The following is a 22,939-nucleotide window of genomic DNA, read 5'->3' as shown; positions in this document are numbered from 1 at the left end:
TCAGACCGGCACCGACTTCTGCAGCTGCAGCACCAGGTCGCGGCTGGCGCTGCCGCCCCCATGCGCGGCCTTCAGCGGCCGCAGGCGGTGCGCGCAGACCGGCACCAGCAGGGCCTGGATGTCTTCCGGGATCACGTGGTCGCGTCCTTCCAGTGCGGCCCAGGCGCGCGCCGCCTGCAGCAGGGCCAGGGTGGCGCGCGGCGACAGGCCTTCGGCAAACAGCTTGCCGGAACGCGATTCCTGGGCCAGGGCCTGCAGGTAGTCGACCAGGGCGCCGGAGGCGTGGATCCCGCGCAGCGAGCGCTGGGCATCGAGCAGCTCTTCCGGCCGCATCACCGGCTGCAGGGTCTTCAGCATGGCGCGCCGGTCCTCGCCCATCAGCAGCGCGCGTTCGGCACTGGCGTCGGGGTAGCCGAGGGACAGGCACATCAGGAAGCGGTCGAGCTGGGACTCCGGCAGCGGGAAGGTGCCGACCTGGTGCGCCGGATTCTGGGTCGCGATCACGAAAAAGGGTTCCGGCAGGGCGCGCGTGACGCCGTCGGCCGTCACCTGGCGCTCCTCCATCGCTTCCAGCAGGCCGGACTGGGTCTTGGGCGTGGCGCGGTTGATCTCGTCGGCCAGCAGCACCTGGGTGAAGATGGGGCCGGGATGGAACACGAAGCCGTTCTTCTCGCGCTCGTACACCGAGATGCCGGCCACGTCCGCCGGCAGCAGGTCGCTGGTGAACTGCACGCGGTTGAACTGCAGGCCGAGCGACAAGGCGAGGGCATGCGCGAGCGTGGTCTTACCGACGCCGGGGACGTCGTCGATCAGCAGGTGGCCGCCGGCCAGCAGGCAGGTGAGGGCCAGGCGTACCTGCTGGTCCTTGCCCACCACGATCTGTCCGACCTGGCGCGCGGCGGAATGTAATTGTTTGAACATGGATGGCTTCTTCTCGTCGATCCGAGGCGCATGGTAGATTAGCGTCATCGGCAATCTTTTCGGCCTTTCGATTCTATGCGAGAACGCCGATCCATGTGATACGGATGAGCGCAGCACAATGAGTACAGCAATCTACAGCCACCCCGACTGTTCCCTGCACGAGATGGGCGACTGGCACCCGGAGACGCCGGCGCGCCTGCAGGCGATCGAGGACCAGCTGATCCTGGCCAGGCTGGACGGCCTGGTCGAGCGCTGCGACGGCCCGCCGGCCGACGAGGCGGCGATCCTGCGCAACCACAGCCGGGGCGCGCTGGACCTGGTGCGCGAGAACCTGCCCGCGGCCGGCGAACACTATCCGCTCGACGGCGACACCCTGCTGTGCAAGGACAGCTACCGCGCCGCCCTGCGCGCCGCCGGGCTGGCGCTGGCCGCCACCGACGCCGTCATCGCCGGCAGCATCGACAACGCCTTCTGCGCGGTCCGCCCGCCCGGCCACCACGCACGCCCCGGCGAACCGATGGGCTTCTGCCTCTTCAACAACGTCGCCATCGCCGCCCGCCATGCGCTCGAGGTGCATGGACTGGAGCGGGTCGCCATCGTCGACTTCGACGTCCATCACGGCAACGGCACCGACGAGTCTTTCCGCGACGATCCGCGCGTGCTGATGGCCAGCTTCTTCCAGCATCCCTTCTACCCCTACACCGAGCCGACCCCGGTCACGGCAAACAGCGTCAACATCCCGGTGCCGGCCTACAGCGGCGGCGAGGTGGTGCGCAAGATCGTGCTGGAGCAATGGCTGCCGGCCCTGCATGCGCACCGGCCGCAGATGATCTTCATCTCGGCCGGCTTCGACGCCCACAGGGAGGATGACCTGGGCGGCATGGCCCTGGTCGAGGCCGACTACGCGTGGATCACCCACCGGCTGGTCGAGGTCGCCCGCGAGCACGCAAGCGGACGCATCGTCAGCTGCCTGGAAGGGGGCTATAATTTATCCGCACTAGGCCGCAGCGTAGCGGTGCACGTCAAGGCGCTGGCCGATCTCGACTGAGAACCACCGCAACGCAGCGGTATCTAACCTCGACAATACATTGGACTGGAGGGGATATGAAACTGCTGCGCACCTTCATGGCGCTGTGCCTGTTCGCGCTCACCGCATCGGCGGCGAGCCCGGCAGCGGCGACCAACTACAGTCTCTGGATCAACGGCCGCACCGGCGGCGGCGCCATCGGCAACTACAACAGCTGGACCTACTGGGGCCTCGGCACCATCAATGCCGGCATCAACAAGAAGTCCGTCAACTGGGACGGGCGCAGCAGCATCGCCAGCCAGAGTGGCCTCATCCGCAATGCCCTCGACTGCTTCTGCACCGGGAACAACTGGTGCTATATCGCGACCCACAGCGCGGGCGACCTGATGATGGGCTATGTGCTGGCCAACTACGGCGGCTCGGCGCGCATGAAGAAGAATGCGGTGCCGAATTCCTCGGGCGTGTGCGGGAATGCGGGCGGCACCTCGCAGACCGGCTGGAACATCAAGTGGGTGCTCTCCGCGGCCGGTTCAGGCGGCGGTTCCGAGTTGGCCGACTACGGTGCCTGGAGCACGTCGGAACCGCTGGTGCAGGACGTGAAGACCAGTACCGCGCGTGCCATGTACAACCACAACGTCACGCGCAACATCTGGTTCTACATGTATGCCGGCGCCTCCGGCGGACCGGGCTCCTTCCTCCTGCCGGGCCAGGACGACGGCGTCGAGGCCTACCACAGCGCGGGCGGCGTCTCGGGCAGTTCGGGCAGGTCGCTGTGCAATCCGCGCGACTGGTTCTGCAACGACCTCACGCTGGGGACGGCGCCCAACGAGGGCGGCAGCACCAAGTGGGCTTACCACTCGGTGTCCTTCCGCGACGATCGCGAAGTCTACAGCCACTCCACGGAAGCGAGCTGGAGCGGCATCGTCTCCGTGATGCTGGGCACGATGGTCAACTATGCGCGCTAGCTTGAAATGAGGCCATTTTCGCCACACTCGGCAGTTTGGCTCGCGCGGTAATTGACTTGTACATATGTCCCATCTACATTCGACTCGGCTCCCGCACGGTCGTGCGCTTTTTTGCGTACGGCCGGGTGGGCAGCACACGTAATCCAACGACGATAACGAACGAGTGGAGAAAAGATGAGACTGATACGCACGATACTGGCAGTGTGCCTGTTCGCGGTAGCGGGACTGGCATCGGCAACCAACTACACGTTATGGATCAACGGCCGCACGGGCGGCGGTACGATCGGCGACTACAACAGCTTCACCTACTGGGGCCCGTCGTCGACGGCGGCGGGCGTCAACAAGAAGGCCGTCAACTGGGACGGCTACAACAGCATCTCCTCGCAGAGCGGCCACATCCGCGATGCCCTCGACTGCTTCTGCACCGGGAACAACTGGTGCTATATCGCGACCCACAGCGCCGGCGACCTGATGATGGGCTATGTGCTGGCCAACTACGGCGGCTCGGCGCGCATGAAGAAGAACGCGGTGGCGAATTCCTCCGGCGTCTGCGGGAATGCGGACGGCACTTCGCAGACCGGCTGGAACATCAAGTGGGTGCGCGCCGCTTCCGGCGCCGGCGGCGGCTCGGAACTGGCCGACTACGGCTCCTGGGCGGTCTCCGACCCGCTCACCCAGGACCTCAAGACCGCCACCGCGCGCGCCATGTACAACCACAACACCACGCGCAGCATCTGGTTCTACATGTATGCCGGCGCCAAGGGCACGGCCTACTCGGGCATCCTGCCCGGCCAGGACGACGAGGCGGTCGCCTACCACAGCTCGGGCGGGGTCTCGGGCAGTTCGGGCGGTTCCTACTGCAACCCCAGCGACTGGCTGTGCAACGACCTGACCCTCGGCAGCGCCGCCAACGAAGGCGGCTCGGCCAAGTGGAGCTACCACTCGGTGTCCTTCCGGGACGACAACGAAGCCTATAACCACTACACGAGCGGGAACTGGGCCGGCATCGTTTCCGTCGTCCGAAGTGCGATGGTGAACAGTGCGCTCTGACAAGCCACCGGAGAAAAAACGCCGGCCGGCGAAGCCGCGGTCCGCGCCGCGGCCCTGGCTGCGCCGGCTGGCGCTGCCGGCCGTGGCGCTGGCGGTGCTGGCCGCGCTGGTCTGGAGCCTGATGGGCCATGGCGGCCCGGCACCCGTCGCCACCGCGGCCCAGGCCCCGGCGCCGCAGGGCCGGCCCTTCTTCCAGCCGGTGGACGAGCGGGGCCTGCCGGCGGTCGACGAACGCGGCCAGCGCCGCCGCCAGCTGCTCGAGAATTACCGGCTGGCCGACCACACCTTCTGCAGCTACCGCGAGAGCAGCCAGTACCCGGTGGGCTCGCGCCCGATCGCGGAGAACGCCGACCAGAACCAGCCGAACGCGCCGGTCACCGACATGAACCCGATGCGCCTGCAGGGCGGCGGCGCGGACCGCGGCGTGCTGCTGCAGACCTCGCAGTCGCGGGTCTATATGGCGGCCAACGAGGCGGTGGCCTTCTCGCTGCGCGCCGTGGATGCCTCGAACCGGGTGCTGCCGCTGGTGGTCACGCGCGCGGTCAGCCAGGGCATCACCTATGCCGGCGCGCGCCAGACGCCGCAGGTGAGCATTCCCTTCGCCGACGACGGCAGCGGCGCCGACCCGGTGCCGAACGACGGCGCCTTCGCCGGCGTGCTGGCGCCCGCGCAGACCGGCCTGGCCGGCTTCAACGGTACCATCCGCACCCAGGTCAGCTATAACGTCAACGGCAAGAATGGCATGGTGGTGTTCGACGTGATCTACACGCCCGAGCTGCCGGCGGTCTGGACCGGCCAGGTCCGCGAGGCGGTCGAGAACGGCTCGCTCAGCTTCATCCTCCCGGTCGAGGTGCGCATGCCGGGGCGCTACATCATCAGCGGCCGGGTCGACGATGCGCGCGGCAGGCCCTTCGCCCTGTTGACCTTCAACGAGCTGCTCGGCCCCGGTCCCAACGAGGTCAGGCTGACCATGTTCGGCAAGCTGATGCGCGACCAGGACGCGGCCCTGCCGCTGACCCTGCGCGACGTCGACGGCTATCTGCTGAAGGAAAACACGGACCCCGACCGCGCCCTGATGCCTCGCCTGGAAGGCAGGGTCTTCACCAGCAGGAACCATCCGCTGAAGGGCTTTTCGGACGCGGAATGGCAGAGCGAGGAGCGCAGCCGCTACCTGACCGAGTTCGCCAAGGACGTCAAGCTGGCGAAGAACGAACTGGAAGCCTTCGACCCCAGCCAGTCGGCGCCGCCGAGCGAGTGTGCCCCCAAGCCGGTAGCGCGATAGAATGTGCCAATGGCAGATTCGACGTTCAGCTACGACAAGCAATTTCAACTGAGTGCCCTGGCGGCGCTGCCGCCGGCGGCGCGGCAGGCCTGCGCGGCGGCGGCCGCCACGCGGCTCATGCCGGCCTGCGAGCGCTTCGCTTCGATACAGTCCACCGGCAAGGAGGGCCGCGCGCGCGAGATCATCGCCGAGCTGTGGCAAGCCATCCTGACCGGCGACCCCGGCCAGCAGCCCTGGCCGGCCATCCTCGACGAAGTCATGGCCATGATCCCGGGCCCGGAAGTGGAGGGCGGCCTGCTGGCGCAGATCGCCGAGGATGCGCTGGCCTCGCTGGCCTATGCGATCCGCTGCCTGCTGGTGGACGAGCCGTCCCAGGCCGAGTGGGCGGTGGCGCGCGAGTACGACTGCGCCGACCAGGCCGCGATCCGGCTCACCGGCGTGGTCCCGGATACCCCGAAAAAGGAGGCCAGGCTGCTGGCCCACCCCCTGATCCAGCGCGCGCTCGGACGCCAGCGCGCCGACCTGGCCCTGCTGCGCCACGGCGATGTCGCCGAGCTGCTGCGCCAGGCCGTGGCGAACCCGAGCTTCAGCGAACATGAGCTCGCGGGCTTCTCCAGCGTAAAATAGCGCCTTGTACGCAGATTATTGAGAATAAGTATGTCGATTCAATGGTTCCCGGGCCACATGGCCGCTGCCCGCAAGCAGGCTGCGGAGCAGATGGAAAACACCGATGTGGTCATCGAGGTCCTTGACGCGCGCCTGCCGGAGGCGAGCAGCAACCCGATGGTCGAGGAGTTGCGCAAGTTCCGCAACCGTCCCTGCCTGAAGGTCCTGAACAAGACCGACCTGGCCGACCCCGTGGCGACCGCCGCCTGGGCCGCCTGGTATGACGCCCAGGAAGGCGTGAGCGCCTATCCGATGACGACCAAGAAGCCGTCCGACGTGGCGCGCATTCCGGAACTGTGCAAGGCGCTGGCCCCGCACCGCGGCGTGCCGACCAAGCCGTTGCGCATCATGATCATGGGGATCCCGAACGTCGGCAAATCGACCCTGATGAACGCGCTGCTGAAAAAGCGCGTGGCCAAGGTCGGCGACGAACCGGCCGTCACCAAGGCCCAGCAGAAGATCTACCTGGACAAGTTCACGGTGCTGGTCGACACCCCCGGCATGCTGTGGCCGAAGATCGCCATGGACAGCGACGGCCTGATGCTGGCCGCCAGCCACGCGGTCGGCACCAATGCCGTGATCGAGGAAGAAGTGGCCGAGTTCCTGGGCGGGCTGCTGCTGCAGCGCTATCCCCAGCTGCTGGCGGCGCGCTACGGCCTCAAGACCGAGGGCATGGACGGCTTCGGCGTGATCGAGGGCGTGGCCGCGCGGCGCGGCTTCCGCGTGCGCGGCGGCGACTACGACTACGAAAAGGCGGCCCACGTGCTGCTGCAGGATTACCGCCAGGGCGCGCTGGGCCGCATCAGCCTGGAGACGCCGACGACCCGCGCGGCGGCGCTCGAGCAGCACCGCATCGACATGGAAGAAAAGGCGCGCATCGCCGCCGAGAAGGCCGCGCGCAAGGCGGAAGAAGCGGCGCGCGGCAAGCGCGGCACTTGATGGGCGCGTCCATCAGGTCCCTCGCAGCCCTGCGCGAGCTGTATCCCGAACCCGCCGGCCGCGCAGTCCTCAAGCAGCTGAGGCATCTGGACGCCCACTGCGCCCGCTTCATCGCGCTGTCGCCCTTCGTGGTGCTGGCCACCAGCAGTGCGGATGGCAGGGCCGACGCCTCGCCGCGCGGCGGGGCGCCGGGATTCGTGAAGGTCCGGGATGCGCACACCCTGCTGATCCCGGATTCCCCGGGTAACAACCGGCTCGATTCCCTGGGCAATGTGATCGGCACCGGACAGGCTGGTCTGCTGTTCATGATCCCGGGAATCAATGAAACCCTGCGGGTCAACGGCAAGGCCGTGCTGTCGGTCGATGCCGGCGAACTGGCGGCCTGCGCCGACGATCGCAGGACGCCGAAGCTGGTCATCCGGATAGCGGTCGAGGAAGCCTATCTGCACTGTGCGAAGGCGTTCATGCGCTCGGGACTGTGGCAGCCAGCAAGCCAGGTGCCGCGCAGCATGCTGCCGCCCATGGGACAAATGATCGCGGAACAGACCGGCATCGCCGGCCCCGTCGAGACGCAGGAAGAGATGGAGCGCCGCTACGCGCCGGATCTGTAGGGTCAGCCCTGTCGATTCAGCCGGCCCGGCGCATGAGGCTGGGCGAATCGCCGACCGGTTCGAAGCCGAAGCGGCGGTACAGCCCGTGCGCATCGGCGGTCGTGAGCATCAGCGTGCCCACGCCTTCCTGTTCGAGCCGCTCGAGCATGGCGGCGACCAGCAGCTTGCCGTGGCCGCGGCCGCGGTGTTCCGGCAGCACGAAGATGTCCTTCAGGTAGCCGAAGGACGCCAGGTCGGTGACGACTCTGCCGAACGCGGCGAATTCGCCGTCGAGACGGGCCACGAAGCACAGCGAGTTGGCCAGCGCCTTGCGGACGGCGTCGAGCGATATGCCTTTCGACCAGTAGGCTTCTGCGGCCAGGAAGCGGTGGATCTGCCGCAGCTCGGCGTCGAGCACCGTATTCGAGACGGTGAAATTGCCGCCCATGCTCAGCCTTCTCCCGGCGCCGTCCCGAAGCGGAAGCTCGACACCGTCAGCGCGCCGAAGAAGCTCTCCTCGTGATAGACGCAGGCGGCCTGTTCCTGCTCGGCCGCGCCCAGCGCCACCCACAGCGGCACCAGGTGGTCTTCGCGCGGATGCGCATGGCGCGCGTAGGGCGCTTCGCTCCAGTCCAGCAGGGCCTGTTCGCGGTCGGCGGGCGAGAGTTCCAGCAGCACGTGCTGCAGCCAGGTGTCGAAGGCATGCGAAGCCAGCGCGCCGCCGGGGCCGAACTGGCGCAGGTTGTGGAAGGACAGGCCGCTGCCGACGATCAGCACGCCCTCGTCGCGCAGCGGCGCCAGCGCGCGGCCGGCGGCCAGGTGCACGGCCGGGTCGTAGCCGTGGCGGATCGACAGCTGCACCACCGGCATGTCGGCTTCCGGATAGACCGGGTAGAGCATCGAGAAGGTGCCGTGGTCGAAGCCGCGCTCCGGATCCAGGGCGGCCGGATGGCCGGCGGCGGTGAGCAGGTCGGCCACGCGGGCGGCCAGCCGAGGATCACCCGGCGCCGGGTACTGGATCTGGTAAGTGTGCGGCGGGAAGCCGCCGTAGTCGTAGATCATGCCGGGTGCCGGATTGCTCGACACCATGAACTGTTCGGTCTCCCAGTGGCTGGTCACCACCAGCACCGCCTTCGGCCGCTCGCCGGCCTGGCGCTTCATGTCGACCAGCGAGGCTTCGAGGCGGTCGTAGACGCCGCCGTACTGGGCCTTCATCCAGGGCCAGGGGCCGCCTCCGTGCGAGACGAAATAGGTGGGTAGGCGGGTGGGCATGGGGGCTCCTGAGGTGCGGCGATGAAGCCGCAATGGTAGCCGATCCGCGCAACTTCCGTACGTCGTTCCCGCCAAATGTTACACGTCGTTCCCGCGAAGGCGGGAACCCAAGTTCTGCTAGCGTTACGACGGCTCACGCAAACTTGGATCCCCGCCTGCGCGGGGACGACGGTTTAGCGCTAGCTCACTGCGGACGAGCCCGCACCAGCGCCATCATCGCAAACAGCCGCGCACTGCGCATCCAGCCCAGCACCAGCACCGCCAGCTGGGCCAGCAGGACCGCGCCGATGGTGCCGCCGGCGCCCAGCGCCGGCACCTGCACGCGCACGGCCGCCAGCAGCGCGGCCAGGACCAGGCCGATGCCGGTGACGATCAGGTACACGCCCAGCAGCGAGAAGGGCCGGCGCAGCATCAGCCGCACGCCGCCCCACCAGGCCACGATGGCCGAGCGGCGCCGGCGTTCGTTGGCCAGCAGGGCGCGGCCGGCGTCGATGGTGGCGTGCACCAGCACGAACACCACCGCGGTGGCGGTCAGCGCCAGGTGCGAAGCATGTTCGGCATCGCTTTCGAGGATCGCAGTCTCGGCGGTCTTGCCGGCCACCTTGAAGGCGATGCCGGCCACGATGCCCACGATGAGGAGGGGGAACACGCTCCACACCATCATGCGGAACATGCGCGCGTATTCCTGGGCGCCGCCGGCCAGCAAGTCGATCATGCCGGGGCGGCGCGGCGCCCGCGCCGCGTGGATGCTCATTCCCGCCAGCAGCGGCGACAGCAGCAGGGTCAGGCCGAGCGCGACGATGCCGCCGGCGCCGATCGCCGCGGCGAAGCGATCGCGCACGCTGCCCGCGAGGTCGGCGATCGCGATCATGTCGAGCTTCTCCGCCAGCTGGGCCGCATGGACGGAATGGTCGAGGCTCGCGCCCAGCATCTGCCACACCGGCAGGCTGGCGACGATGGTCGGCAGCAGCAGGAGCAGCGCCCACCACAGCAGCAGGCGCCACTGCAACGCGGCGCGCATGGCGCCGAACAGGGGCCGCAGGCCATGGCGGCGGCGCGCGCCGGCGTTCTGCGGCGCCAGGGAGGGCGAGTCGAGGGTCTGGTCGGTGTTCATCATACGGTCGCGATCAGGCTGAGGAGGTATTCGATGAAGGAGGACGCGTCCATGCCCCAGCGGCGTGCGGCGCTGGCGTCGGCCTTGAGGATGCGGCTGTCGTCCAGCTTGTTGGCGTCGAGGTAGTGCAGGCGCTGGGGATCGAGTTCGGCCGAGACGGCGCGCGCCGGCTTGACCCAGCTGAACTTGTGCCAGCTCTCGTCGGCGTCCCAGCGCACGGTTTCCGTGCTGCCGTCGGCGAACTTCACGACCAGGGTCTGCGGCACTGCGGCGCCGTAGCGGCGCAGCAGGACCTCGGTGCGGAAGGGGTAGGGGCCGAGGCCCTCCTTCGCCTTCGGATTCGCCTTGGCCCAGGCTTCGCGCGCCTTCTCGATGCGCTTGTCGAGGTCGGCCTGCTTGTCCTCGACCCAGCCGCTGCCGGCCTGGCGCGTGCCCGGCAGCGGCAGCTGTTCGCGGCTGCTGAAGTCGGCGATGCGGTCGTCGACCTTGGTCGCCGCATACACCTGCCGGGCGAATACCGATTCGACGGCGGCGCGCTGCCCGGTCACTTCGGCCAGCGTCTCGCGCAGGTCGGCGGTGCCCGGGTGGCGGAACTTCCAGCGCCGGTAGTATTCCTTGAAGGCGCGCTCCATCGGCTCCTTGCCGACGCGCGCCTCGAGGTCGCGCATCAGGGTCGCGGTGCGGCTGTAGACCGGGCCGATGTCCTGCAGGCGGTCGTAGGCGTTCTGGCCCGGCGCGTCGGCCGGGTCGCTGCGCGGCGTGCCCATGCGCTCGGCCGCGAAGGCGTCGAAGGCCGGCTTGATGCCGAGCCTGCGGGTAAACGGCGTGCCGGCATGGATCTTCTGGCCGCGGTCGCGGATCATGCGCAGGTCCCAGTACTCGTTCAGGCCTTCGTCCAGCACCGGTTCCTCGAACTCGTTGTTCGCCAGGATGCCGTAGAAGTAGCCGTGGCCGAATTCGTGGATGGTGACGAAGTCCAGCAGGTACTGGCTGGCGAGGTCCGGCTCGACCTTCGCATAGCCTTCGGCCGTGAAGAAGGTTGGATACTCCATGCCGCCGGCTTCTTCCGCGTTGTGCGGCGGGATCACCACGGTGAGGGTCTTGTAGGGGTAGGGGCCGAGGGTGTTCGAGAAATAGCTCAGCGAATCCTTGGCCGCCTTCATGGCCGGCGCGGCGCTGGCCGCGTACTCGGGCGGATACAGCACGGTGACGGTGACGTTCGGGCTGCCCGGGCCGGTCCAGGTCTCGACCATCGGCCTCGCGCTGCGCTTGTCCGCGGTCCAGGCGAAGTCGTGGACGTCGCCCTGCACGTAGCGGTGGGTCAGCATGCCGTGCTGTTCGACGGGTGCGCCCTGCAGCTCGCCGGTGGCGCCGATCGTGTAGTCCTTCGGCGCCGTCAGCCGCACGTCGAAACTGCCGAAGTCGGCGTAGAACTCCGAGTTCAGGTGCATCTCGTGGGCGTTCCAGCGCGGCGTGGTGGCGCCGCGTTCGCCCGGCAGTTCCAGCACGCCGATCTTCGGGAACCACTGGCCCATCAGGTGGAAAGTGCCGAAGTAACCGGTGCGCGCCATCACGCGCGGCAGCTGGGTGTGGAAGTCGATGTCGAAGGTGGTCGAGGCGCCCGGCGCCACCGCGGCGGGCAGGTCGAAGCGCACCACGGTATGGTCGGTGGCCGGGCCGTTGTCCGGATGGACGAAGGTCCAGGGCACGGTGGCGTCGCCCTGGGTCACGCTGCGCAGCGCGATGTGGCCCCATTCGCCCTCTTTGATGTCGACGCCGGAGCGGAAGGCGGTGTCGCGCTGGCGCTTCTCGGTGAAGAAGGTGCTGCCGGCGCCTTCGAAGGCGTTCATGTACAGGTGGACGTAGACGCTCTTCACCGGCACGCTGCTGCGGTTGCGCCAGGTGAGTTTTTCGCGGCCCGTCACGGTGTGCTTGACCGGGTCGAGGGTGGCGTCGATGTCGTAGTGGACGACGCGGTCGGACAGCGTCGTCTCGAGCCCGGTGCGGATGCCGCCCCAGGCGTTTGCTGCGCTTGCCACGGTGACGGCGGCTGCGTTCGGCGCCGCCAGCGGAATGCCGTCGGGCGAAGGCGCCGGCGTGCCGGCCGCGGCGGGTGCGGGCGCTGCCTGGTCCGGCCCCGCCAGCAGGTCGGCGGTGACCGCCACTCCCGCCGCCAGCAGGACGGCCGCCGCACCCGTGCGCAATAGTGTGGAACCCAATCTCATGCAAAGACCCCCAAGGATGGATTGTTTATTAAGTTGTATTTGTGTTCACACTATATGCGAAAACCTTGCTTTAAATCTCACAGATCGCTACAAACGGCGCCGAAATCGCCCCCGGACGGCAGAGTTGTTGCTTATTAGGTTTATAATTCGCCGGTTCTGGTGCCCGCACGCATGGTCTATGCGTGCAGTTAAACGGGAAACACGGAGCGCAGGCGCCCCCGGCGCCGCGCCAACGTGTGCTGCCCCCGCAACGGTAAACAAGCGCCGCCTTGATGGCGGCTGGCCGCTCCAATCACCACTGCGTTCAAGAGCGTCCTACAGAGCCTAGGGCAAGGCGATGCAACACCGCCCCAGGCTTTGTAGGACGCTCTTGCAGGAAGGTGGAGCGGTCTGTCTTGCTAGCCCGGATACCGGCCAGGACAGGGGGAAGCGGGCACTGTGCCGCGCTTCCGTGACGAGCCGGTGTGCGGGGACGCGCGCCGGCCTAACGATCGAACACTGAATAATCGATGAACTCCAAAAAGCCGCTCGCGCTGGCCTGCGCCATTGCCTTTTCCATTCCTTTTGCCGCCCAGGCCGACGAAGCGCTGCCCAGCACCGTCGTCATCACCGGCTCGCGTTTTCCCAGCAACGAGGCGCTGCAGCCGATCGGCGCGACCGTCATCACCCAGGACGAGATCCGCGAAGCCGGCGTCAACGACGTCAACCAGGCGATCCGCAAGATCGGCGGCGTGTTCGGCCGCCAGAGCCTGGATTCCTCGCCGGACTTCGCGCTCGACCTGCGCGGCTTCGGCACCAATGGCGCGCAGAACATGGTGATCATGGTCGACGGCGTGCGCCTGAACGAGAATGAGCTGACCAGCTCGGTCCTGTCGACGATCCCGATCGACACCGTGGAGCGCATCGAGATCACGCGCGGCGGCAGCAGCGTGCTGTACGGCGAGGGCGCGACCGGCGGCATCATCCACATCATCACCCGCCGCTCGGCCCAGCCGGGCACGCACGGCTCGGTTTTCGCCGAAGCCGGGCAATTCCGTGAGCGCGACGTGCGCGCTTCCCTGTCGCACGTGGCCGGCAATATCAGCGCGGACGTGGCCGTGGCGCGCCAGGACAACGACAACTACCGTGACAACAGTAACTTTATCCAGAACAGCGTGTCCGCCGGGCTGCAGCTCACGTACTCGGGCGGCCGCGCCGGCGTGCGCATGGAAAGCGCGCGCCAGGACCAGCGCTTCCCGGGTTCGCTGACCCTGGCCGAGTTCCAGGCCGATCCGACCGATACCAAGACGCCGAGGGACTTCGGCAAACTCGATACCGACCGCGTCAACGCCTACGCCGAATACCGCCTGGGCGCGGTCGACCTGGCGGCCGAACTGTCGCACCGCGAACGCGAAGCCGACTCGAACTACTACTTCGGTTCGTCGGCATCGGTCACGCATTACAAGGGCCGCCAGAACCAGTTCTCGCCGCGTGCGCGCTGGCTGCATGACATCGGCGCTGGCATGCTGAATGAACTCGTGGCCGGCATCGACGTCATCGACTGGAAGCGCAAGACCACGTCCGACTTCTCGCTGGCCGACGCCAGCCAGAAATCGAAGGCCGTCTACATGCGCGACGAGCTGCGCTTCGACCCGGCCCACGACGGCCGCGTGGCGCTGGGCGCACGCCGCGAGATCTTCGACAAGGATTACGTCGACGCGATGGCCGGCGGCGCGGCCGACAACGGCTCGCAAGCCCAGAACGCCTGGGAGGCGCAGGGCAGCTATCGCGTGCTGCCGCAACTGGAACTGACGGCGCGGGCGGGGCAGAGCTACCGTGTGGCCAACGTCGACGAGAACAGCTTCCGCACCAGCCTGAGCCTGCTGAAGGTGCAGACCTCGCACGACCTGGAATTCGGCGCCAGCTGGGGCGACGAGCTGCGCAAGCTGAGCGCGCGCGTGTTCCGCCACAAGCTGGACAACGAGATCTTCTACGACCCGACCGCCTTCGCCAACACCAACCTCGACCCGACGCGCCGCCAGGGCTTCGAGATCGATGCCGAAGCCCAGCTGGCCCCCGCCTGGCGCGCCACCGCCCACTTGCAGCACGTCAACGCCAAGTTCACGGACGGCCCGAACGCCGGCCGCGAGCTGGTGCTGGTGCCGAAGAACGTGCTCACGGCCCGCCTGGCATGGCTGCCGGGCAATGGCCAGACCGCCGATTTCGGCGCGCAATGGGTCGACAGCCAGCGTTACGGCAGCGATTTCGACAACCGCTGTGCCGCCCGCATGCCGTCCTACGTGACCTTCGACGCGCGCTACGCCGTCAAGCTGGGCCCGTGGGAAGTCGCCGTCAACGGCCTCAACCTGGCCGACCGCCACTACTTCAGCAACGCCTACGGCTGCCAGTCCGGCATCTACCCGAGCGACGGCCGCCAGCTGAAACTGTCAGCCCGCTACGACTTCTGATAATTCGGGGTCAGAGCGATTTTTGCTGCAAATTCGGGGTCAGAGCGATTTTCCGGCTGACCCTTACGGCGCTGTCTCGCGCTGCCGAAGGCGAGGCTCGCGGCGCTGAAGTAGCGCCGCCCGCTGCTTTCGTTTCCAGCAGTCGATTGCACCGAAATGTGCTCTGACCCCGAATTTTGTCGGAAATGTGCTCTGACCCCGAATTACCGAAATGTGCTCTGACCCCGAATTTTGTCGGAAATGTGCTCTGACCCCGAATTACTGACCCTGAATTAACCCCGACTCATGCCCGAGGGTGTAACAAGCGGTAAGGGGTGCAAAAAATAAGCGGGGGCTAAGGTTGGCGGGCGAAAAAGTGGTAATCTCGCGGTCGTTTGCACAACCTACACTAGAAGGATACTTATGCGTTCCCTCCGTTTTGCCCTGCTTGCCGCCAGCCTCGTCGTCAGCACCGCTTTCGCCTCGCCGACCGATCCGAAGAACGGCGTCGAGTACGTGACGCTCGCTCAGCCGCAGCCGACGCAGGCCGCCGGCAAGAAGGTCGAGGTGATCGAGTTCTTCATGTACCACTGCCCGCACTGCAATGCGCTGGAACCGCAGTTCGAACAGTGGGTCAAAAGGCAGGGCGATAACATCGTCCTGAAGCGCGTGCACATCCCGGCCAGCGGCCCCAACGATCCGGAAGCCCACCTCTACCTGACGCTGGAAGCGCTGGGCAAGGTCGACGAGATGCACGCCAAGGTGTTCAAGGCCATCCACGTGGACCGCATCCGCATGAAGGACGACGCCACCGTCATCGACTGGGCCTCGAAGAACGGCATCGATCGCGCAACCTTCACCAACGCCTGGAATTCCTTCGGTGTGATGACCAAGCTGCGCCGCCTGTCGCAAGTCGTCGATGCCTACAAGGTCGATGGCGCGCCGACCGTCGTCATCGACGGCAAGTACCAGACTTCGCCGGCGACGGTCTACAATTCGGTCAAGACGGGTAACGAACCCCAGCTGTTCCAGGCCACCCTGCAGGTCATGGATGCACTGGTCGCGAAGGCAGCCAAATCGAAATGAGCGATGCCGAAGGCAAGATCCTGAAGATCTATGACAAGTCCAAGCCGGAAGACGAGGACTTGTACGACACCAGGTATTACCTCCACTGGGTCTGGGCCCTGGTGGCGGTCCTGGTCGGCCTGGTCTTCTGGCTCTGCATCGCCCTCGTGAATGCCGAAAACCAGCGTTATGCGCTGATGACGAACAAGTGTGCCGATCCCCTGTTCAAAGGGGAGATCGACCGCCGCTGCCTGCTGACCGTGGACTCGCGTCCGCACTTCTGGGAGCATCTGTGGTACGGCATGAGCCACCTGAAGCCGGAACGGCCGCCGGAAACGCCGGCGCGCCGCCGCTGATTCTTCAGGTTTCTCCAGGAATCCCGCTACCCAGGCGGGATTTTTTTTGCCGGAAAGAATGGTAAGCTAGACAATACCGATAACCACAAGGGGAATTGTCCATGCGCCTACTGCGTCTTGCCGCCGCCTGCCTGCTCGCCACCGCCACCGCCGTCGCCATCCCGGCCTTCGCATCGCCGGCGAATCCGCAAAACGGCATCGACTACACGACCCTCGCCCAGCCTCAGCCGGTGCAGGCCAGCGGCAAGAAGGTCGAGGTGATCGAGTTCTTCATGTACCACTGCCCGGTGTGCAATGGCCTCGAGCCGGGCTTCGAGGAATGGGTGAAAAAGCAGGGCGACCGCATCCAGGTGCGCCGCATCCACATGCCATTCACGGGCGCCAACGATCCGGAAGCCCACCTGTTCCTGACCCTGGAAGCGCTGGGCAAGCTCGACGAGATGCACGGCAAGGTCTTCGATGCCGTCCACAAGCAGCGCATCCGCCTGAACCAGGACGGCCCCATCATCGACTGGGTCTCGAAGAACGGCATCGACCGCGCGACTTTCCTGAACGCCTGGAATTCCTTCGGCGTGCAAGCCCGCCTGCGCGGACTGGACCGCGTGCTGGGCGCCTATAAGGTCGAGACGGTGCCGACCCTGGTCATCGACGGCCGCTACGTGACCTCGCCGGGGCAAGTCAACACCAGCCTGAAGACCAACAATCCGCAGGAAATGTTCCAGGCCACCTTGCAGGTGGCCGACGCCCTGGTCGCCAAGGCGCTGCAGAGCAAATAAGCTCAGCCAAGATCTGACCGGCTGACAAGGCCCTCAGGGCGAGCCGATGCAACGCCGCCATGCGGGTCTTGTCAGCCGGTCAGCACGCCGTCGGGAAGGGTGATCGTAAACCGCGCCCCACCCAGCGGCGATCGCTCCACCCGCAAGGTGCCGCCATGCAGCCTGACCGCCTTGTGCGCGATCGACAGCCCTAGTCCGAAGCCGCCGGTGGCGCGGTCGCGGCTGCGGTCGAGGCGGTAGAAGGGCTCGAAGACGCGTTCCCGTTCTTCCTCGGGAATGCCGGGACCGTCGTCGTCGACCAGGATCCGCAGCAGGCCGCCATCGCGGCGGGCGCTCAGCGCCACCGTATGCGCGGCATATTTCTGGGCATTGCGCAACAGGTTGCCCACCGCACGCGCCAGCAGGCGGCGGTCGCCGTCGACGCTGCCCAGCTTGGCGCCGAGTTCGACCTGCAGCTCGGCCGGCGGCGGGTGCAGGCCCTCGGCGCACTCGCGCAGCACCGGCTCGACCTCGAACAGGGCACGTTGCGGTTCGGTCGCGTTGTCCAGCTTGCTCATCGACAGCAATTCGTTCACCAGCTCGTTCAGCTCGGCCAGGTCGCCGTGCATGGCGGCGACTCGTTTCGACACCGCCGGGTCGCCGGCATTGTCGGCCAGCAGCTCGAGCCCGAACTCCAGCCGCGCGATCGGGGTGCGCAATTCGTGCGACACCGAGTGCAGCAGGTTCTTCTGCGATTCCAATAATCCCTGGATGCGTCCGGCCATCGCATTGATGCGCTGGGCCAGCGGCCAGGCCGCGTCCGAGGGTTTCATCTGCGCGCGCGCCGACAGCTGGCCGGCGCCGAACTCGTCGGCCACCCGCGCCAGCATCTGCAGGCCCTGCCAGTGCGAGCGCGACCACAGCGCGATCGGCACCAGCAGCGCCAGCGCCACCACCACGTAGCGCACCAGTTCCATCAGCAGGGCCTGGCCGAGGTCAACCGGCAGGCGGGAAGCGCGCACCGCTTCTTCGTTGCTGCCGATATAGCGATTGCCGGCCAGGTCGACCCGGCGGAAGAAGGTTTTATGGCTGGGGTCGAGCACCAGCTCGCCGCGCTCGAAGGCCGCCCGGCTGCCGTAGGGCAGGGCCTGGCGCGCCTGGTCGAGCGGGATCAGGTCGAACTGCGTCGTCGATACTTCGCGCACCTTGTTCAGGCGCCCCAGCCATTCGTCGGCGGGCGCCTGGTCCACGTATTGTTCGAGCAGGAAGATCTGGGCCGAGGCCTGGCGCCGCGCGATGTCTTCGAAGGGATCGCCGAACAGGCGCGTGAAGACGAAATACACGACGAAAGTCGCTGCCGTGATCGACAGCATGACCAGGATGAAGAAACGGAAGAAGAGGCGGTTCACGCTGCCGGGCAGGTCGTCATGCTCATGAGGCGAAATTGTATAGGAGCAATGATCAAAAAAACCATGTTTTACAAACTTCAGACAAAAGCCGGACATATCGAGGGGGATTTGCTTGCATGTCCTGCGTAGGATCGCTACTCATCAGGTTTTTCCGTTTGGCCCACCTGATGCGCGAGTGACGGTGGGCCTTTTTTATTCCGGGAGAGGGAAGCATGTTTGGACGTGCGATGTTTGCGCTGCCGGTCGCCGGCGCGCTTCTGGCGGGACTGGCCGGTTGCGGCGGCGGTTCCGGTACGCAATCCGACCGCCAGGCAGGCCAGGCCAGCCAGGGTGTGGCAGTGGGCGAACCGGCCCCGACCCTGGCGCTGGGCGACTTCATCACCCGTGCACGCGAGGCGAGCTGTAACGAGACCCGCAACCGCCTCTACGTCATCGACGGCAAGCAGGTCCTGTGGGACCACGCCGGCTACTGTGCCGATGCTTCCTATGAACAGGTGCTGTACGGCGACAAGCCGGACACCGTGCTGTGCACCCACGGCGACACCTTCGCCGGTGCGCGCACCACCTGCCAGGACAGTGCCGCACGCACGCTGTTCGAGACCATCATCCAGAACCTCGACAAGCCCGACCTCGGCCTGGGCAGCGCCCACAAGGTCGAACGGGTCAGCTTCGTGCCGACGGCCGGCACCCAGATCCCCTTCGAGCGCGTGGCCAAGGACAGCTTCTCCGGCGTAAGCGCGAAGAAGTATGTCGTCATCAAGGACGAAGCTGCCTGGGGCCGCCTGTGGAACGAGCACGTCGCCGGCCGCACGCCGGTCCCGGCGCTGCCGCCCGTCGATTTCGCCAACAAGATGCTGGTCGGCGTGTTCGCCGGCGCCTCTAGCAGCGGCTGCCACACGATCTCGATCCCGCGCGTGACCGCCGGCACGGCCACCATCAAGGTCGAGGTCGACGAGCGCGAGCTGCAGACCTTCGACGTCTGCCCGGCCGTCCTCACCCAGGCGATGCAGGTGGTGGCGATCGAGCGCAGCGATATCCCGGTCGAGTTCGTCGCCGCCTCCGCCAATGAGATCCCGTTCAAGACCATCAGCCAGACCAGCCAGTCGAAGGTGGAGGAAGCCCGCACGGTGGTCGTCAAGGATGCCGACGCCTGGGCCCTGCTGTGGCGCTACCACGCGCCGGACCAGCCGGTGCCGCCGGTCGACTTCAGCACTACGATGGTGGTCGGGGTCTTCATGGGCTACACCAACCCCTGCTACTCGACCTCGATCGCGAAGATCATCCGCGACGCCGGCAAGCTCACGGTCCAGAAAGTCGACCGGCATCCACCGCCTGGCGTGATGTGCGCCATGGTCGTGACCTCGCCGGCCCACCTGGTCGCCATCGAGCGCAGCGACCTGCCGGTCGAATTTGCGACAGAAGTCGTGCAGGGACAGTGAAGATGTGGGACGCAGGAAGACAAGCACGTAGAATGTTGTCTTCCTGAATCCTTACTCACCCTATGAACAAGCTTCTCTTCCTCGTTCTGAGTATTGGCACACTGGCGGGATCGCTGGCTGGCGGGGCGGCGCACGCCCAGACGCCGGCCGTCAATCCGATGCCGGACGGCAGCCGCGACATGTACGTGGGCCTGGGCGCCCAGTCGGCGCCGCGCTACGAGGGTTCGGGAAGCCGCAAGCTGTCCGCACTGCCGGTGCTCCAGGTCGAATGGAGCAACGGCATTTTCATTTCCGGGATGAGCGCCGGCATGCACCTGTCCGGATCGCCCACCGTCGAGTACGGCCCGCTTCTGGCGGTCCAGCCCGGCCGTGACGAGTCGGGCACCAGGGTCGAGGTCGGCGGCGTCGGGATGAACGGGCTGATCGGCCCGGCAGCCGGCGAGAAGGCGATGTTCATGACCGGCCGCCTGGCCGGCATGGACGAGATCGGTGCGCGCCTTCAGTTCGGCGGATTCTACAATGTCTACCTCGACCCGCAGTGGCGCCTGACGTCCAGCCTGCTGGTCGGCGCCGGCCGCGACCATGACGGCGCGCGCCTCGAGCTGAACGTCCAGCGCCTGGCCCTGGCCGCCGGCAGCCGTCACCGCGTGTCGCTGACGGCCGGCGTGGGCCTGGTCAACCGCCAGTACAACGAAACCTATTTCGGCGTCACCGTGGCGGAAGCCATGCGCAGCCGCTTCGGCGCCTACCAGCCGGGCGGCGGCCTGCAGGACGTGCACGCTTCCGTACGCTGGAACTGGGTGCTGAGCCCGTCCTGGATGCTGACCTCGAACCTGCAGGCCAAACGCCTGCTGGGCGACGCCAGCCATAGCCCGCTTACCCAGCGGCCCACCAACCTGACGGTTTCGACCGCCTTCGCCTATCGATTCTGACGATGCGTCCCGCCCGACAACTCATCGCATCCCTTGCCCTGCTGCTGACGGCCGGTTCGGTCGGCGCGCAGGCGCAGGATGCCGTGAGCTACCGGGACGCCTACCGGGCCATGGTCGTGTTCGACAAATACGGCGGCCCGAAAAACCTGCTGGTGAACCAGCTGCAAGTGCTGCCCAGGGAGCGCGGCGCCCTCGCCGAAGGGCTGCAACTGAACCTGGCCGGCAGGTCGACCCAGCTGAACCTGCCGCTCGATCCGCTGGGACGCACCGTGTTCCCCCTGCAGAAAGCCGCCTACGACGAGAACGCCTCGCTGAGCCTGAACCGCAAGGGCCTTGCCTTCACCCTGCGCCCGCAGGTGTCGATCGCGGCGCGGGCCGACGGCGTCTACGACGTGGCCGAGCTGCGCGGCGCCTGCGCCCAGGCCCTGGATTTCGCACGCTACGTCGACGCCTCCCAGCGCTCGCGCCAGTGCGCCGGCGTGCGTTTCGTGTTCGCGAAGAAGGCCGAAGCCGGCGCCCGCCTGCGCCGCCCGGACGGCACCGAGCAGGCGCTGCCGGTGACTGCCGAGGCCGAGGACGGCTTCCCGGTCGTCAGCTGGCGCTTCGGCGGCGGCGCCGAGCGCGGCCAGGTCGCCACCTATAACGCCCCGCTGGCCATCCTTCCCATCTTCGAATAGCCGCGTTATTCTTGCGGCATGACCAAGACACTACTCATCACCGGTGCCAGCCGCGGCATCGGCGCCGCCTGCGCCATCCTGGCTGCCGAACGCGGCTGGCAAGTCGCCATCAACTACCGTGCCGACGGCGAGGCCGCCGCCGCCATCGTGCGCACTATCGAGGAAGCCGGCGGCAGCGCCTTCGCCGTGCAGGCCGACGTCGCCCGGGAAGACGATGTGCTGCGCATGTTCGCCACGCTCGACCAGCGCTGCGGCCGCCTCGACGGCCTGGTCAACAATGCCGGCATCCTGGCGCGCCAGATGCGGGTCGAGCAGATGGATGCGGCGCGCATCGGGCGCATCCTCGCCACCAACGTGACCGGCAGCTTCCTGTGCGCGCGCGAAGCGGTGCTGCGCATGTCGACGAAGCATGGCGGCAGCGGCGGCGCGATCGTCAACGTCTCTTCGCGCGCCGCGGTGCTGGGCTCGAGCGGCGAATACGTCGACTATGCGGCCTCGAAGGCGGCGCTGGATGCGCTGACGATCGGCTTGTCGAAGGAAGTGGCGAACGAGGGCATCCGCGTGAACGGCGTGCGCCCCGGCTTGATCGATACGGAAATGCACGCCAGCGGCGGCGAACCGGGACGCATCGCGCGCCTGCAGGGCTCGGTGCCGATGGGGCGGGGAGGGGAAGCGATCGAGGTGGCGCGCGCCATCGTGTGGCTGCTGTCCGATGAAGCCACCTATACCACCGGTAGCTTCATCGACGTATCCGGCGGAAGGTGAACGCCTCGGGGCAGGTCAGTTCCAGGCCGAGGGCGAGAACAGGTAACCTTCGCCCCACACGGTCTTGATCTTTTCGGAGAGGTTGTCGTCGAACTTCTTGCGCAGCTTGGAGATGCAGTTGTCGATGCTGCGGTCCAGGCCGTCGAACTCGATGCCGCGCATCTTCTTGAGCAGTTCGTCGCGCGACAGCACGCGGCCGGACGCCTCGGCCAGCACCAGCAGCAGCTTGTACTCGGTATTGCTGAGCACACATGGCAGACCGCGCCAGGTGACGCTGCGGTCGTTGGTCATGATGCGCAACTGGCCGAATTCCAGCACCCGGGTATCCGGCACCGCCTTGGTCTGGGTGCGGCGCAGCAGGGCGCGCAGGCGGGCCAGCAGCACGCGCGGCTGGACCGGCTTGTTGACGAAGTCGTCCGCGCCCTGTTCCAGGCCCGAGACTTCGTCGTAGGTGTCTTCGCGCGCCGTCAGGATCAGGATCGGCACATCGGACTGTTCGCGGATCTGGCGGCACACCACCATGCCGTCCATGCCGGGCAGCATCAGGTCGAGCACGACGATGTCGGGCTGCTTTTCCTTGAAATGTTCGAGCGCGGTATCGCCCCGAGTGACGAGCTCGACCGAAAATTCATAGCCGGACAGGTATTCCGTGACCAGTTCCGCCAGGCGCGGATCGTCTTCGACCAACAGTACGCGATACATGATGTTCTCCTTGAGCCGTGATTGTATAAGAGCAAATATCAAAGAGGCAGATTTACCGTCGTAGCTGGACAAATTGATACAGTTTCGCGACAAAAGCGGGGTGGTAAATGAAAAGGCGCTGTTCGCGCCAAGTGTGGAATCTTTTCCGTAAGCCTGCGGTCCAATGTCGACCTGAACCGTTGACGGAGGCCCAATGCAAGCACGGCAGTTCGAACAGTTCCTGCAACGCCTGTCCAGTCTGACCCGGCGGCAACGCGACCGCCTGCTGGCACTACTGCAATCGGCGGCCGGCCTCGACCGCGTGCTCGAGATCGTCGAACAACCCGCCGCGCCGCTCTGTTGCCCGCACTGCCAGGCCAGCA

22 protein-coding genes and 1 riboswitch are annotated in these 22,939 nt (G+C 66.8%); of the genes, 15 read left to right on the top strand and 7 right to left on the bottom strand.

Annotated features, from left to right (window positions below; all coding sequences use genetic code 11):
- Positions 1–921 carry an AAA family ATPase gene (locus tag AC1DOQ_RS23780; RefSeq protein WP_477369818.1) on the bottom strand — a complete coding sequence of 307 codons (921 nt, stop codon included), beginning with the start codon at positions 919–921 and terminating at the stop codon, positions 1–3.
- 118 nt (positions 922–1,039) lie between these two features.
- Here AC1DOQ_RS23780 and AC1DOQ_RS23775 point away from each other — a divergent pair, with 118 nt between their 5' ends.
- The 7 genes from AC1DOQ_RS23775 (at position 1,040) to AC1DOQ_RS23745 (ending at position 7,461) form a co-directional block, all read left to right on the top strand.
- On the top strand, positions 1,040–1,969 hold the full coding sequence (locus tag AC1DOQ_RS23775) for a histone deacetylase family protein (protein ID WP_477369816.1): 930 nt from the start codon (positions 1,040–1,042) through the stop codon (positions 1,967–1,969).
- A gap of 56 nt (positions 1,970–2,025) precedes the next feature.
- On the top strand, positions 2,026–2,913 hold the full coding sequence (locus AC1DOQ_RS23770) for a hypothetical protein (protein WP_477369813.1): 888 nt from the start codon (positions 2,026–2,028) through the stop codon (positions 2,911–2,913).
- Between the two features lie 174 nt (positions 2,914–3,087).
- Positions 3,088–3,963: a hypothetical protein gene (locus tag AC1DOQ_RS23765; protein WP_477369810.1), complete on the top strand. Its 876-nt coding sequence runs from the start codon at positions 3,088–3,090 to the stop codon at positions 3,961–3,963.
- Positions 3,953–5,245: a choice-of-anchor X domain-containing protein gene (locus AC1DOQ_RS23760; protein ID WP_477369807.1), complete on the top strand. Its 1,293-nt coding sequence runs from the start codon at positions 3,953–3,955 to the stop codon at positions 5,243–5,245. Before AC1DOQ_RS23765 ends, AC1DOQ_RS23760 begins: the two co-directional genes overlap by 11 nt.
- Before the next feature lie 9 nt (positions 5,246–5,254).
- The gene (locus AC1DOQ_RS23755) at positions 5,255–5,872 is read left to right on the top strand and encodes a hypothetical protein (RefSeq protein WP_477369804.1); all 618 of its coding nucleotides are present in this window, start codon (positions 5,255–5,257) and stop codon (positions 5,870–5,872) included.
- A gap of 30 nt (positions 5,873–5,902) precedes the next feature.
- Positions 5,903–6,850 carry a ribosome biogenesis GTPase YlqF gene (gene ylqF / locus AC1DOQ_RS23750; RefSeq protein WP_477369801.1) on the top strand — a complete coding sequence of 316 codons (948 nt, stop codon included), beginning with the start codon at positions 5,903–5,905 and terminating at the stop codon, positions 6,848–6,850.
- The gene (locus AC1DOQ_RS23745) at positions 6,850–7,461 is read left to right on the top strand and encodes a pyridoxamine 5'-phosphate oxidase family protein (protein WP_477369798.1); all 612 of its coding nucleotides are present in this window, start codon (positions 6,850–6,852) and stop codon (positions 7,459–7,461) included. Before ylqF ends, AC1DOQ_RS23745 begins: the two co-directional genes overlap by 1 nt.
- A gap of 16 nt (positions 7,462–7,477) precedes the next feature.
- On the opposite strand, the gene AC1DOQ_RS23740 is transcribed toward AC1DOQ_RS23745, so the two are convergent.
- From AC1DOQ_RS23740 to AC1DOQ_RS23725, 4 genes are all read right to left on the bottom strand, one after another.
- Complete coding sequence (locus tag AC1DOQ_RS23740) at positions 7,478–7,888, bottom strand: GNAT family N-acetyltransferase (RefSeq protein ID WP_477369795.1); 411 nt, start codon at positions 7,886–7,888, stop codon at positions 7,478–7,480.
- Between the two features lie 2 nt (positions 7,889–7,890).
- Positions 7,891–8,712: a DODA-type extradiol aromatic ring-opening family dioxygenase gene (locus tag AC1DOQ_RS23735; RefSeq protein WP_477369794.1), complete on the bottom strand. Its 822-nt coding sequence runs from the start codon at positions 8,710–8,712 to the stop codon at positions 7,891–7,893.
- A gap of 184 nt (positions 8,713–8,896) precedes the next feature.
- A complete protein-coding gene (locus AC1DOQ_RS23730) occupies positions 8,897–9,829 on the bottom strand; it encodes a hypothetical protein (RefSeq protein WP_477369791.1) in 933 nt (310 codons plus the stop codon).
- Complete coding sequence (locus AC1DOQ_RS23725; protein ID WP_477369788.1) at positions 9,826–12,051, bottom strand: M1 family metallopeptidase; 2,226 nt, start codon at positions 12,049–12,051, stop codon at positions 9,826–9,828. Before AC1DOQ_RS23725 ends, AC1DOQ_RS23730 begins: the two co-directional genes overlap by 4 nt.
- 140 nt (positions 12,052–12,191) lie before the next feature.
- Positions 12,192–12,484, top strand: a riboswitch (cobalamin riboswitch).
- 76 nt (positions 12,485–12,560) lie between these two features.
- Here AC1DOQ_RS23725 and AC1DOQ_RS23720 point away from each other — a divergent pair.
- From AC1DOQ_RS23720 to AC1DOQ_RS23705, 4 genes are all read left to right on the top strand, one after another.
- Complete coding sequence (locus tag AC1DOQ_RS23720; RefSeq protein WP_477369785.1) at positions 12,561–14,498, top strand: TonB-dependent receptor; 1,938 nt, start codon at positions 12,561–12,563, stop codon at positions 14,496–14,498.
- Positions 14,499–14,900: 402 nt separating this feature from the next.
- The gene (locus AC1DOQ_RS23715; RefSeq protein ID WP_477369782.1) at positions 14,901–15,563 is read left to right on the top strand and encodes a thiol:disulfide interchange protein DsbA/DsbL; all 663 of its coding nucleotides are present in this window, start codon (positions 14,901–14,903) and stop codon (positions 15,561–15,563) included.
- Positions 15,560–15,898, top strand: coding sequence for a hypothetical protein (locus tag AC1DOQ_RS23710; protein WP_477369780.1), 339 nt, complete (start codon positions 15,560–15,562; stop codon positions 15,896–15,898). The genes AC1DOQ_RS23715 and AC1DOQ_RS23710 overlap by 4 nt, the downstream gene beginning before the upstream one ends.
- Before the next feature lie 101 nt (positions 15,899–15,999).
- Positions 16,000–16,674 carry a thiol:disulfide interchange protein DsbA/DsbL gene (locus AC1DOQ_RS23705; protein WP_477369777.1) on the top strand — a complete coding sequence of 225 codons (675 nt, stop codon included), beginning with the start codon at positions 16,000–16,002 and terminating at the stop codon, positions 16,672–16,674.
- Positions 16,675–16,745: 71 nt separating this feature from the next.
- Here AC1DOQ_RS23705 and AC1DOQ_RS23700 read toward each other — a convergent pair whose 3' ends face one another.
- Positions 16,746–18,062, bottom strand: coding sequence for an ATP-binding protein (locus AC1DOQ_RS23700; protein WP_477369774.1), 1,317 nt, complete (start codon positions 18,060–18,062; stop codon positions 16,746–16,748).
- Between the two features lie 212 nt (positions 18,063–18,274).
- Between AC1DOQ_RS23700 and AC1DOQ_RS23695 the strand changes: the two genes are divergently transcribed.
- The 4 genes from AC1DOQ_RS23695 (at position 18,275) to AC1DOQ_RS23680 (ending at position 21,875) form a co-directional block, all read left to right on the top strand.
- The gene (locus AC1DOQ_RS23695; protein ID WP_477369771.1) at positions 18,275–19,501 is read left to right on the top strand and encodes a hypothetical protein; all 1,227 of its coding nucleotides are present in this window, start codon (positions 18,275–18,277) and stop codon (positions 19,499–19,501) included.
- A gap of 62 nt (positions 19,502–19,563) precedes the next feature.
- The gene (locus AC1DOQ_RS23690) at positions 19,564–20,433 is read left to right on the top strand and encodes a MipA/OmpV family protein (protein WP_477369768.1); all 870 of its coding nucleotides are present in this window, start codon (positions 19,564–19,566) and stop codon (positions 20,431–20,433) included.
- A gap of 2 nt (positions 20,434–20,435) precedes the next feature.
- Positions 20,436–21,110, top strand: coding sequence for a hypothetical protein (locus AC1DOQ_RS23685; protein ID WP_477369765.1), 675 nt, complete (start codon positions 20,436–20,438; stop codon positions 21,108–21,110).
- Between the two features lie 18 nt (positions 21,111–21,128).
- The gene (locus AC1DOQ_RS23680; protein WP_477369762.1) at positions 21,129–21,875 is read left to right on the top strand and encodes an SDR family oxidoreductase; all 747 of its coding nucleotides are present in this window, start codon (positions 21,129–21,131) and stop codon (positions 21,873–21,875) included.
- 15 nt (positions 21,876–21,890) lie between these two features.
- Here AC1DOQ_RS23680 and AC1DOQ_RS23675 read toward each other — a convergent pair whose 3' ends face one another.
- On the bottom strand, positions 21,891–22,577 hold the full coding sequence (locus AC1DOQ_RS23675) for a response regulator (RefSeq protein WP_477369759.1): 687 nt from the start codon (positions 22,575–22,577) through the stop codon (positions 21,891–21,893).
- Positions 22,578–22,939: the final 362 nt, after the last annotated feature.

It is taken from the genome of Massilia sp. 01N417 (assembly GCF_056399645.1).
The sequence above is the reverse complement of the archived record's forward strand: the minus strand, read 5'-3'. Positions and strand labels throughout refer to the sequence as shown.